The 12,416-nt window shown below is 64.2% G+C and carries 12 protein-coding genes; 10 read left to right on the plus strand and 2 right to left on the minus strand.

Annotation, left to right across the window (positions count from 1 at the left end; translation table 11 throughout):
* The first annotated feature begins 6 nt into the window (after positions 1-6).
* The 10 genes from AC3WN8_RS09865 to AC3WN8_RS09910 all read left to right on the plus strand — a co-directional run bounded on the left by AC3WN8_RS09865 (position 7) and on the right by AC3WN8_RS09910 (position 10,721).
* On the plus strand, positions 7-618 hold the full coding sequence (locus tag AC3WN8_RS09865) for an NADH-quinone oxidoreductase subunit J (RefSeq protein WP_492669236.1): 612 nt from the start codon (positions 7-9) through the stop codon (positions 616-618).
* On the plus strand, positions 615-920 hold the full coding sequence (gene nuoK / locus AC3WN8_RS09870; RefSeq protein WP_489065995.1) for an NADH-quinone oxidoreductase subunit NuoK: 306 nt from the start codon (positions 615-617) through the stop codon (positions 918-920). The genes AC3WN8_RS09865 and nuoK overlap by 4 nt, the downstream gene beginning before the upstream one ends.
* A 6-nt stretch (positions 921-926) precedes the next feature.
* Positions 927-2,984: an NADH-quinone oxidoreductase subunit L gene (nuoL, locus tag AC3WN8_RS09875; RefSeq protein ID WP_492669237.1), complete on the plus strand. Its 2,058-nt coding sequence runs from the start codon at positions 927-929 to the stop codon at positions 2,982-2,984.
* Between the two features lie 7 nt (positions 2,985-2,991).
* Positions 2,992-4,542, plus strand: coding sequence for an NADH-quinone oxidoreductase subunit M (locus tag AC3WN8_RS09880; protein WP_492669238.1), 1,551 nt, complete (start codon positions 2,992-2,994; stop codon positions 4,540-4,542).
* Positions 4,542-5,981 (plus strand): NADH-quinone oxidoreductase subunit NuoN, encoded by a 1,440-nt coding sequence (gene nuoN / locus AC3WN8_RS09885; protein ID WP_492669239.1) that lies wholly within the window; start codon positions 4,542-4,544, stop codon positions 5,979-5,981. Before AC3WN8_RS09880 ends, nuoN begins: the two co-directional genes overlap by 1 nt.
* A 52-nt stretch (positions 5,982-6,033) precedes the next feature.
* Complete coding sequence (locus AC3WN8_RS09890) at positions 6,034-6,741, plus strand: biotin--[acetyl-CoA-carboxylase] ligase (RefSeq protein ID WP_492669240.1); 708 nt, start codon at positions 6,034-6,036, stop codon at positions 6,739-6,741.
* Positions 6,742-6,751: 10 nt separating this feature from the next.
* On the plus strand, positions 6,752-7,525 hold the full coding sequence (locus tag AC3WN8_RS09895) for a type III pantothenate kinase (RefSeq protein ID WP_492669241.1): 774 nt from the start codon (positions 6,752-6,754) through the stop codon (positions 7,523-7,525).
* Between the two features lie 171 nt (positions 7,526-7,696).
* Complete coding sequence (locus tag AC3WN8_RS09900; protein WP_492669346.1) at positions 7,697-9,286, plus strand: ribonuclease J; 1,590 nt, start codon at positions 7,697-7,699, stop codon at positions 9,284-9,286.
* Positions 9,283-9,546, plus strand: a complete 264-nt coding sequence (locus tag AC3WN8_RS09905) for a DUF1467 family protein (protein ID WP_492669242.1) — start codon at positions 9,283-9,285, stop codon at positions 9,544-9,546. Before AC3WN8_RS09900 ends, AC3WN8_RS09905 begins: the two co-directional genes overlap by 4 nt.
* Before the next feature lie 23 nt (positions 9,547-9,569).
* Positions 9,570-10,721: a JmjC domain-containing protein gene (locus AC3WN8_RS09910; RefSeq protein ID WP_492669243.1), complete on the plus strand. Its 1,152-nt coding sequence runs from the start codon at positions 9,570-9,572 to the stop codon at positions 10,719-10,721.
* A gap of 116 nt (positions 10,722-10,837) precedes the next feature.
* Here AC3WN8_RS09910 and AC3WN8_RS09915 read toward each other — a convergent pair whose 3' ends face one another.
* Positions 10,838-11,392, minus strand: coding sequence for a pseudouridine synthase (locus AC3WN8_RS09915; protein ID WP_492669244.1), 555 nt, complete (start codon positions 11,390-11,392; stop codon positions 10,838-10,840).
* A gap of 220 nt (positions 11,393-11,612) precedes the next feature.
* Positions 11,613-12,350, minus strand: a complete 738-nt coding sequence (locus AC3WN8_RS09920) for a hypothetical protein (RefSeq protein WP_492669245.1) — start codon at positions 12,348-12,350, stop codon at positions 11,613-11,615.
* Positions 12,351-12,416 lie beyond the last annotated feature (66 nt).

Raw genomic sequence — 12,416 nt, forward strand, 5'->3', positions numbered from 1 at the left:
GCGCGCATGATCCAGGCCCTTGCCTTTTACCTGTTCGCATTCGTCGTGATCCTGTCGGGCGCGCTGACGATTACCGCGCGCAACCCGGTGCACTCGGTGCTGTGGCTGATCCTCGCATTCTTCAATGCGGCGGGGCTGATGCTGATCGCGGGCGCCGAGTTCATCGCGATGCTGCTCGTCATCGTCTATGTCGGCGCGGTCGCGGTGCTGTTCCTGTTTGTCGTGATGATGCTCGACATCGATTTCGCCGAAATGCGCGCCGGATTCGCGCGCTACGCCATGTTCGGCCTGCTGATCGCGGTCGTGCTGGTGGGTGAGATGATCGTCGCGGTCGGCGCATGGAGCGCGGGCAAGATCGAGCTGGCGCAGCGCATCGCGCCGACGCCGACCGACATGCCCAATATCCAGGCGCTCGGCGGGCTCATCTACACGCGCTATCTCTATATCTTCGAAGCGGCCGGGCTCGTCCTGCTCGTGGCGATGATCGGTGCGATCGTGCTGACCCATCGTGCGCGCGGCGGCACCAAGCCGCAGAAGATCTCGGACCAGAACAAGCGCCGGCCCCAGGATGCGGTGCGCAACGTCAACCAGCCCGTGGGGCAGGGGGTGGAGTTGTGATTGGAATCCAGCATTATCTGGTGGTGAGCGCGATCCTGTTCGTGATGGGGGTGCTCGGCATCTTCGCGAACCGCAAGAACGTGATCATCATCCTGATGGCGATCGAGCTGATCCTGCTCGCGGTGAACATCAACCTCGTCGCGTTCAGCGCCTATCTGGGCGACCTGGTCGGACAGGTGTTCGCGATGTTCGTGCTGACCGTCGCCGCCGGTGAGGCGGCGATCGGCCTGGCGATCCTCGTCATCTATTTCCGTGGCCGCGGCACCATCGCGGTCGACGACATCAACCGGATGAAGGGGTAGTTCCCGGTGAATTCGATCCTCTTCGTCGTCTTCCTGCCGCTGCTGGCCGCGATCGTCGCGGGCTTCGGCAATCGCATGCTCGGCAACACCGTCGCCAAGTCGATCACGACCGGCGCGCTGTTCGCCTCGTGCGCGCTGTCCTGGTTCATCTTCGTGCCGTTCGTCGCCGGCCATGCCGAGGCACAGGTCGTGCCCGTGCTGCAATGGATCCGCTCCGGCGACCTTTCGGTCGACTGGGCGCTGCGCGTCGATACGCTGACCGCGGTGATGCTCGTCGTGATCACGACGGTGTCGGCGCTCGTCCATCTGTATAGCTGGGGCTATATGGCGGAGGACGACAGCCAGCCGCGCTTCTTCGCCTATCTGTCGCTCTTCACGTTCGCGATGCTAATGCTCGTGACCGCCGACAATCTGGTCCAGATGTTCTTCGGCTGGGAAGGCGTCGGCCTGGCATCCTATCTGCTGATCGGCTTCTGGTACAAGAAGCCGAGTGCCAATGCCGCCGCGATCAAGGCGTTCGTCGTCAACCGCGTCGGTGATCTCGGTTTCATGCTCGGCATCTTCGGCACCTTCTGGGTGTTCGGGACCGTCTCGATCCCCGCGATCCTCGAAGCCGCGCCCGCCATGGCCGGCTCGACCGTCGGTTTCCTCGGCATGCGCCTCGACGTGATGACCGTGCTGTGCCTGCTGCTGTTCGTCGGTGCGATGGGCAAGTCCGCACAGCTCGGCCTGCACACCTGGCTTCCCGACGCCATGGAAGGCCCGACGCCGGTTTCGGCGCTGATCCACGCCGCGACCATGGTCACCGCGGGCGTGTTCATGGTCTGCCGTCTCTCGCCGATGTTCGAGACCGCGCCCGTCGCGCTCGGCTTCGTCACCTTCATCGGCGCCGCGACCTGTCTGTTCGCCGCGACCGTCGGCACGACGCAGACCGACATCAAGCGCGTCATCGCCTATTCGACCTGTTCGCAGCTCGGCTACATGTTCTTCGCGGCCGGCGTCGGTGCCTATGGCGCGGCGATGTTCCACCTGTTCACCCACGCCTTCTTCAAGGCTTTGCTCTTCCTGGGCGCGGGCTCGGTGATCCATGCGATGCACCATGAACAGGATATGCGCTATTATGGCGGCCTGCGGAAAAAGATCCCGCTCACCTTCTGGGCGATGATGGCGGGCACGCTCGCGATCACCGGCGTCGGCATTCCATTCGTCGGGATCGGCTTTGCCGGCTTCTATTCGAAGGACATGATCCTGGAGGCGGCCTTCGCCTCGGGCTATCACGGCCAGGTCGCCTTTGCGGTCGGCGCGTTCGCCGCGCTGCTGACGAGCTTCTATTCGTGGCGCCTGATCTTCCTCACTTTCTTCGGCAAGCCGCGCTGGGAGCAGTCCGAGCATATCCAGCATGCCGTGCATGACGATCATCACGGCCATGCCGATCATGGCCATGCCGCGCACGGTCATGACGATCATGCGCATGGTCATGCCGAAAGCGACGGCACGGCGGGTTATCATCCGCACGAAAGCCCGCTGTCGATGCTGGTGCCGCTGCTCGTGCTCGCGCTGGGTGCGGTGTTCGCGGGTGTGGCTTTCCACCATGCCTTTATCGGTGCCGAACACGGCGCCGAATTCTGGAAGGGCAGCCTGGCCTTCGACGCGCATCTGATGCACGCGGCGCATGAAGTGTCGCCCTATGTGAAGCTGGCGCCGTTCGCGGTCATGCTGACCGGCCTGTTCATCGCCTGGTGGGCCTATATGAAGGACAGGACCTTGCCGGCCCGCTTCACGGCGTCGGCGCGCGGGCTCTATGCCTTCCTTCTCAACAAATGGTATTTCGACGAACTCTACAACATCGTGTTCGTGAAGCCGGCCTTCTGGTTCGGCCGCCTGTTCTGGAAGAAGGGCGACGAGGGCATGATCGACCGGTTCGGCCCCAACGGGCTGGCGGCGCTGGTGGTGCGCGGCAGCGCGCTGACCGCGAAGCTGCAGTCGGGATATCTTTACAGCTATGCACTGGTGATGCTGTTCGGCCTTGCGGCCGCGGCCACCTGGGCGATCGCGGGGCGGTGATCGAAGAATGAACGGGCTTCCCATCCTATCGATCATGCTCGGCGTGCCGATGGCCGCCGCGATCGCGTGCCTTTACGTCGATGCGCGCACCGCGCGCATGGTCGCGCTCGGCGCCACGCTGATCGACTTCGCGCTCGGCATCCTGCTCTGGGCGAATTTCGACGCGAGCGCTGCGGGCGCGCAGTGGCAATTCACCGAATATGTGCCGGTGTTCGGCCGCTTCGCCTGGGCGCTGGGCATCGACGGCATCGCGCTGATGCTGATCATGCTGTCGGTGTTCCTGATGCCGATCTGCATCCTGGCGAGCTGGGAAGCGATCCAGGACCGCGTCGGCGAATATATGGCGGCGTTCCTGCTCATGGAAACGCTGATGATCGGCGTGTTCACCGCGCAGGATCTGTTCCTGTTCTACATCTTCTTCGAAGCCGGCCTGATCCCGATGTATCTGATCATCGGCATCTGGGGCGGGGCGAACCGCATCTACGCCAGCTACAAATTCTTCCTCTACACATTGCTCGGATCGGTGCTGATGCTGATCGCGATGCTGTGGATGGCGCAGGAAGCCGGGACCACTTTCATTCCCCAGCTGATGGCGTACGATTTCCCGGCAGGCGCGCAGACATTGCTGTTCCTCGCCTTCTTCGCCAGCTTCGCGGTCAAGATGCCGATGTGGCCGGTCCACACTTGGCTGCCCGACGCGCACGTCCAGGCGCCGACCGCCGGTTCGGTCATCCTGGCCGGCGTGCTGCTGAAAATGGGCGGCTATGGTTTCATCCGCTTCTCGCTGCCGATGTTCCCGATCGCGTCCGCCGATCTCGCCTGGCTGATCTTCGCGCTGTCGATGATCGCGGTGGTCGTCACCTCGCTGATCGCTTTGGTTCAGCAGGACATGAAGAAGCTGATCGCCTATTCCTCGGTCGCGCACATGGCGATCGTGACCGTCGGCCTGTTCGCGTTCAATCGCCAGGGCCTCGAAGGCGCGATGATCGTGATGCTCAGCCACGGGCTAGTGTCGGGCGCGCTGTTCCTGTGCGTCGGCGTGATCTACGACCGGCTGCATACCCGCGAGATCTCGCGCTATGGCGGCCTGTCGAACAACATGCCGAAATATGCGCTGTTCTTCATGATCTTCACCATGGCGTCGGTCGGCCTGCCGGGCACCAGCGGGTTCGTCGGCGAATTCCTGGCGCTGGCCGGCATTTACGAGATGTCGAGCTGGGTGGCGCTGGTGTGCACCACCGGCATCATCCTGGGCGCCGCATATATGCTCTATCTCTATCGCCGGATCGCGTTCGGTGAGCTGACCAAGGACGATGTCCGCGCCATGCCCGACCTGTCGAGCCGCGAATTGTGGCTGCTTGCGCCGATCGCCGCGGTGGTGATGTGGATGGGCGTCTATCCCGAAAGCTTCATCGCGCCGATGCGCAAGGATATCGGCACGCTGCTGGCCCGGATCGAGCCGACTCGGCCGGTCGGCGACATGCGGATCGCGGCGGGAAAATCCGCGCCCGCTGCCGGACACGGCTCTACCCATGAAACTCAGGCGGAGGCGCACTGATGGATTACGCGCAATCCGTACTGATGGCGTTGCCCGAGGTGATCATCACGCTCGGCGCGCTCGCTCTGCTGCTCGTCGCGGCCTATGCCGGCGACAAGGCGACCCGCATCGTGAGCTGGCTCGCCGTGCTGGTGCTCGTCGGTGCGGCCGTCAGCTTGCTTGGCTTGCCCGGTAGCGGTGGTGAGGCATTTTATGGCCTCTATCGCGCCGACGGCTTCGCGGCCTTTTCCAAGCTGCTGATCTATATCGCCGCGGCGGTCTCGATCGCGATCGCGCCCGCATTTTTCGAGCGCGGCGAACCGCTGCGCGCCGAATATCCGGTGCTGATCCTGCTGGCCTCGGTCGGCATGGGCATGATGGTGTCGGCGGGCGACCTGCTGACGCTGTATGTCGGGCTCGAACTCAACAGCCTGGCCGCTTATGTGCTGGCCAGCTTCATGCGGCGCGACACCCGCTCGGCCGAAGCGGGCCTCAAATATTTCGTGCTCGGCGCGCTGGCGAGCGGTATTCTGCTCTACGGCATCTCGCTGCTCTACGGCTTCACCGGCACGACGCTGTTCGACGGCGTCGCCGTGGCGATGCGTGACGGCGTTTCGAATGGCGAGCTGTTCGGCCTGGTGTTCGTCCTGTCCGGCCTGGCGTTCAAGATCAGCGCAGTGCCGTTCCATATGTGGACGCCCGACGTCTACGAAGGCGCGCCGACCCCGGTTACCGCCTTTTTCGCATCCGCGCCCAAGGTCGCGGCGATGGCGCTGACCGCGCGCGTCGCGGTCGAGGCGATGGGCCCGGCCACCGATGCCTGGCGCCAGATCATCGTCTTTGCGGCCCTTGCATCGATCGTGCTCGGCGCGGTGGCGGCGATCGGCCAGACCAGCATCAAGCGGCTGCTTGCCTATTCGTCGATCAACAATGTCGGCTTCGTCCTGATCGGTCTTGCCGCGGGTACCCAGGCGGGCATCTCGGCGGTGCTGACTTATCTTGCGGTCTATGTCGCGATGACGCTCGGCAGCTTCCTCTGCGTGCTCCAGATGCGCGATGCCGACGGCAATCATGTCGAGACCATCGCCAGCCTGTCCGGCCTGTCGCGGACGCGCCCGGCGCTGGCGGCCGCCTTTGCGATCTTCATGTTCAGCCTGGCGGGCATTCCGCCGCTGCTCGGCTTCTGGGCGAAATTCCTGGTGTTCGACGCTGCGGTTGCCGCCGGCCTGTGGCCGCTCGCCGCGATCGGTATCGCCGCCTCGGTCATCGGCGCCTTCTATTATCTGAAGATCGTCAAGACGATGTATTTCGACGATCCCGCGCCTGCCTATCGCCCGGTGGACAGCTATGTCGAAGGCGGATTGATCGCGGTTGCCGCGCTCTTCGTCTCGCCGCTCGGCTATTTCCTGATCCCGGCGCTGGGCGTGGCGACGATGAACGCGGCGCGGGCGCTGTTCTGATCGAAATCGTGCACGGGCCTTCATCTGTTTCCGACGGGGAAGGCCCGTCGACATGACCGTGATCCGCACCGTCGAACGAACCGAATCGACCAATCAGGATATGGTCGCGCTCGCCGCGGCCGGCGAAGCCGAGGGACTGTGGCTCCGCGCGGTCACGCAAAGCGCGGGGCGCGGGCGGCTGGGCCGAAGCTGGTCGTCGGTGCCCGGCAATCTCTATGCAAGTACCCTGGTGCGCCCACGTGCGAGCGATCCGCCTGTCGCGACGCTCGCCCTGGTCGCGGCGGTCGCGCTCCATGAAGTGCTGACCGCGTGGAACGGCAGCGGGAATCTCAGGATCAAATGGCCCAACGACATGCTGCTCGACGGCGCGAAGCTGTCGGGCATCCTGCTCGAAGGCGCGGGCGATACGGTGGTGATCGGCATCGGCGTCAACCTGGCACATCATCCCGAGGGGCTGGACCGCCCGGTGACGAGCCTGGCCGCGCACGGTGGTGCGCCCGATCCCGCGCTGTTTCTGGACGATCTCGCCGCCGCATTCGCCCGCTGGCTGGCGCGCTGGCGCGGCGAGGGGCTGGCGCCGGTGCGCGAACGCTGGCTGGTTGCCGCCCATGCGCGCGGCACGGCGCTCACCGCGAACCTGCCCGATGGTGAAAATATCGAAGGATTGTTCGACGGCCTCGATGCCGGCGGGGCACTCATCCTGCGCTTGGCGGATGGCACGGCGCGTGTCATTCACGCCGGTGATGTCTTCCTGATCTGAAGGACGCGACATGCTGCTCGCCATCGATGCCGGAAACACCAATGTCGTCTGTGCGCTCGTCGAGAACGGGCAGATTCGTGCGCGCTGGCGGATCGCGACCGATCCGCGCCGGACGGGCGACGAATATGCGGTGTGGGTGAACCAGCTGCTTCAGCTCGAAGGGCTCGATCGCAGCGTCGTCGATGGCGTCATCATCGGCACCGTCGTGCCGCGCACGCTCCACAACCTCCAGGTGCTGAGCAGCAAATATTTCGGCATCGACGCGATCGTCGCGGGGCAGGGCAATGCCGTATGGGGCTTCCCGCTCGACGTCGACGAACCGCAGAGCCTGGGCGCCGACCGTGCGCTCAACATGATCGCGGCGCACGACCAGCATCCGGGCGACCTGATCATCATCGATTTCGGGACGGCGACCACGTTCGACGTCGTCGATTATCGCGGGGCCTATAAGGGCGGGATCATCGCGCCCGGCGTCAATCTGTCGCTCGACGCGCTCGTCACCGCCGCGGCCAAGCTGCCGCGCATCGCGATCGAGGCGCCGAAGAGCGGTTCGGTGATCGGGCGCAACACCGTCGATCAGATGCAAATCGGCATCTATTGGGGCTATGTCGCCATGATCGAAGGGCTGCTGACGCGCACTAGGGCGGAAATCGGCCGCCCGGCGAAAGTAATCGCCACGGGTGGGCTGGCAACATTGTTCGAGGCGCACGATATGTTCGACGTGATCGAGCCCGATCTGACGATCCGCGGACTTTCGATGCTCTACGAGCGCAGCCGCGACTGAAGCGCTGCGACACCAAGCCGGCCGAATGCCGGAACCATCGCGTTGCCGGTCATCGGCATCGAAGGCTCCAGCCCGGCTGGGCCGACATAAAAGAATTGGACCAGAATACACGTGACCAAACCCGGCAACGAACTCCTCTTCCTCGCGCTTGGCGGCTCGGGCGAGATCGGCATGAACGTCAATCTCTACGGCACCCAGGGCAAATGGGTGATGGTGGATTGCGGCCTGACCTTCGCCGATCCTTCCTATCCCGGCGTCGAGCTCATCCTGCCCGATCTCGCCTTTATCGAGGAGCGGGCCGACGATCTGCTCGGCATCGTGCTGACTCATGGGCATGAGGATCATATCGGCGCCTTGCCCTATCTGGCCGCCGATCTCGGCGTGCCGCTCTATGCCACGCCGTTCACCGCCGGACTGATCAAGGGCAAGCTCGATGAGGAGGGCCTGAGTGAACGCGTCGAGCTGATCATCGTCGAGAATGAGGGGAGCTTCGCGCTCGGCCCGTTCGGTTTCCGCTATGTGCCGCTGGCGCATTCGATTCCCGAGGGGAACGCGCTGCTGATCGAGACGCCTTATGGCCGGATCTTCCACACCGGCGACTGGAAGCTCGACGATGCGCCGCAGCTCGGCGAGCCGTCGACCCCCGCGGAATTGCGCGAAATCGGCGATCAGGGCGTGCTCGCGCTCGTCTGCGATTCGACCAATGTGTTCAACCCGGAGGCATCGGGATCCGAAGGCGCGGTGCGCGACGGTCTCGACGCGGTGATCGGCGCAGCGACGGGGCGCGTGCTCGTCACGACCTTTGCATCGAACGCTGCACGGCTTCAGACTTTGGGGCAGGTGGCGAAGGACACGGGCCGCACGCTCTGCGTTGCCGGCCGCTCGCTCGACCGCATCCTGCGCGTGGCGAAGAGTGTCGGCTATTTGAAGGATTTCCCCGACACCGTCGATTTCGACACGATCATGTCGTTGCCGCCATCCAAGGCGATGATCGTGGCGACGGGCGGACAAGGCGAACCGCGCGCCGCGCTGTCGCGGATCGCGGAGGGCAGCCATATCATCAAGCTGGGGGAGGGCGATCTGGTGGTCTTCTCGTCCAAGCAGATCCCCGGCAACGAGATCGCGATCGGCAAGATCCAGAACACGCTGTCCGCCGCGGGTGTCGCGATGGTCACCGACCGTCAGGCGCATGTCCATGTCTCGGGCCATCCCGGCCGCCCCGAATTGGCGGAGATGTATCGCTGGATCAGGCCGGAGATCGTGCTGCCCGTCCATGGCGAGATGCGGCACATGGCCGAACAGGCGCGCTTCGCGCTGGCGGAGGGGGTGCCCAAATCGATCGTCCAGCAGAATGGCGAATTGCTGCGGCTGGCGCCCGACGGACCGGTCAAGCTCGGCTTCGAGCGCGTCGGGCGGCTGGTGCTCGACGGCGATGTGATCCTGCCCGCCGACGGCACGACGCTCAACGAGCGGCGCAAGGTGTCGATGCACGGCCAGATCTCGGTCGCGGTGGCGCTCGACGCATCCGACCGCCTGCGCGGCGATCCCGAGATCAGGCTCCAGGGCGTGCCGGTGGAGGAGGATCGCCAGGATTTCCTGGCCGATGCCGTCGCCGCCGCGCGTGCGGCGGCCGGCAAGGCGGCCGGTCGTGACGAGGAATTCGTGCGTGAGGCGATCCGGCTCGGCGTGCGCCGCAAGGCGACCGAATGGACCGGCAAGAAGCCTGTGGTCGACGTGCTGATCGTGAGGGTGGGAAAATGACCTGGACCTCGGCCCTCGCAATCTACCTGTTGTTCTGGGTGATGTGTGCCTTCGTCGTGCTGCCTTTTCACGCGCGCACCCATGACGAGGCGGGCCTCGCCAAGATCCCGGGCCAGGCGGACAGTGCACCGGCGGAGTTCCGCCCGTTCCGGGTGGTGCTGTGGACCAGCCTGATTTCGGCGGTCGTCTTCGGTCTCTATTACGCCAACTATGTCTTTGGCTGGCTGACCGCCGACATGTTCGACGTGTTTTCGGGTTGAGCGGCAATCCGCCGCGAGCGACCATGCAACTGAACCATTTCGATATCGACGGCTTCCTGCGCGATTATTGGCAAAGGAAACCGCTGCTGATCCGGAATCCCTGGATTTCGTGGCGCAATCTACTCGATCCCGACGAACTTGCGGGGCTGGCCTGCGAGGAGGGCGTCGAATCGCGCCTCGTCGTGCGGACCCGCGACAGCTGGAAGCTCGAACATGGCCCGTTCCCCGAAACACGCTTTGCCAGGCTCGGCAAGAAACCATGGACCTTGCTTGTCCAGGCGGTCGATCATCATGTCCCCGATGTCGCTGCGCTGGTCGAACCGTTCCGCTTCATCCCCAATTGGCGGATCGACGATGTGATGGTGAGTATCGCCGCCGATAGCGGCGGTGTGGGTCCGCATTTCGACCAATATGACGTGTTCCTGATCCAGGGGCTTGGCCGGCGCCGCTGGCGGGTGGGTGGGCGCTGCGATCAGGCAAGTGAATTGCTGCCGCATGACGATCTGCGTCTGCTCGCCGATTTCGACGTCACCGACGAATGGATCCTCGAACCCGGTGACATCCTCTATGTGCCGCCAGGCATCGCGCATGACGGCATCGCGGTCGGCGACGATTGCATGACCTATTCGATCGGCTTTCGCGCTCCCTCGCGGGGCGAACTGATCGCCGGCTGGTCGGATCACCTGGTCGAGGCGATCGAGGACGATGATCGTTACGGGGACGCGGACCTCCCCGCACAATCGAATCCGGGCGAAATCTCGGCGAGCGCGATTGCGGCGCTGCACGCGATGGTGACCGAAAAGATGCGCGACAGGGACGGCTTTGCGCGCTGGTTCGGCCAATATAGCAGCACGCCCAAATATCCCGATATGGATTGGCAGCCGGAAGAGCCGATCGCGCGCGCGGACCTGCATGCATGTCTCGGCGACGCCGTGCCGTTGACCCGCAATCCGGCCAGCCGCTTTTCCTTCATCCGGCAAGGGCAGGATGCGCTGCTGCTGTTCGTCGATGGCGAGGGGTTCGACTGCACCGGAGACACTGCCGCATTCGCCGAGCAGCTCTGCGCGCGGGATCAGATCACTGTCGATCCGGCGCTGTCGCAATCGGATGAGGCTATGACGCTGATCGCGGCGCTGGTCGATCAGGGCAGCGTGGTGTTCGACCGGGACGAGTAGGTATCCCCCTCCCGTTTACGGGAGGGGTTAGGGGAGGGTGTGTCCGGGCATTGCTCGATCGAAACAGGCCCTCCCCCGACCCCTCCCGTAAACGGGAGGGGAGATAGCACCCCGCGTCACACCCGATCAGGCGCCTCACGCCATTCCCCGGGTTGAATGCCATCAAGCGTCCAGTCACCGATGCGCCATCGCACGAGCCGCAGCGTCGGCAGGCCGACTGCTGCCGTCATCCGGCGCACCTGCCGGTTTCGCCCTTCGCGGATCGTCAGCCTGATCCAGCAATCGGGCACGCTCTTGCGGAAACGGACCGGCGGATCGCGGGGCCAGAGGGTGGGGGCGGCAATGCGCTCGACTTCGGCCGGCCGGGTCGGCCCGTCCTTCAGCGTGATACCTCGCCTCAGCGGCTCGAGGTCCGCGTCGCCGGGATCGCCTTCGACCTGCACCAGATAGGATTTCGGCATCTTGAACCTGGGATCGGCGATCCGCGCCTGCAATCTGCCGTCATCGGTCAGCAGCAACAGGCCTTCGCTATCGCGATCGAGCCGTCCCGCGGGATAGACGCCCGGCAAATCGATGAAATCCGACAGCGTCGCGCGCGCCGCATCCGTGCCGCGATCGGTGAATTGCGACAACACCTCATGGGGTTTGTTGAACAGGATCAACCGCGACATCGCCCCTCTTGCTTTCCCTGTCGGTCACCTGCGCTTTCAAGCGACCGCTCTGGAGACGCATCCGGCAAAGCTGGAAGGTCATTGCGAGGCGCTTGAGCGGCGAAGCAATCCAATATCCGTCGTTTCCTTGGATTGGTTGGTCTACGACCGCCTTGCAAGGACAAGCGTTCCAATCCGGACGGATCAAGCTCTACGGAGCGTTGGACAGCAGGTCTATCATTCAGCGCTCCGGCAAAGTGCGTTGCAGCGGCTTGAATTTGAGTTTTGGCTTTGGCTTCTCGCCGGTCTTCCGCGCCTTGAGCGCATCTGCCGCTTCCTTGGACATGGTGCGGCCGGGTTCCCGGTGCGTGACGACCAGTTTCGGCTTGGGTTGCTCGAGCGGTTGAACTGCCGTCGCGACCGGCGTCTGGTCGGGTGTGAGATTGCCGCGGCACGTGGCGTCGCATCCGATCTTGAGGTGCGAGATCTTCCCATCGAGACCGTTGTCGGGATGCCGCTCCAGACGGATGCCGTGACGGTTGAACGACTTTTCGAAACTGCCCACGCACACGCCTTCCTCCGGGATCAGCGTCGCGTCGCTGACATAGAGCTTCGCCCAGTCGTCCTTGGTCTTGCCGTCGGGATCGTCATAGACCGAGAAGGTTGGATTGCGTGCCTCGCGCATCGTGCGCCAGTTGGAGAGCACCAGCACCGACCGGATCTCGTCATTATAGGTGTCGGTCATCAACGGACCGATGAAAGGCATGAAAACCAACGCGACGCGGCGCAGGTCCTCGCCGACGCGTTTCATGTTCCACGACCAGACATCGCTGCTCATATTCTGGACGTCGGCGGCACCCAGTTTTTTCTGGGTGCAGTTATTCCCTTCGTAGAATTGGAAGATGACCGCTTGGGCGGGCGGTGCGGACAGCGCCATGACGAGCGTGGCGGCGGTGAGCAGTGTCTTGATCCGGTGCATCGTTCGGGGTCTTTTCTTGCAGATCATCCCGCGCACCCTGGCGCTCGCGAGGTTCCTGCGCGTCAT

The sequence above is a fragment of the Sphingobium sp. FW305-3-2-15-F-TSA7 genome, from assembly GCF_058787155.1.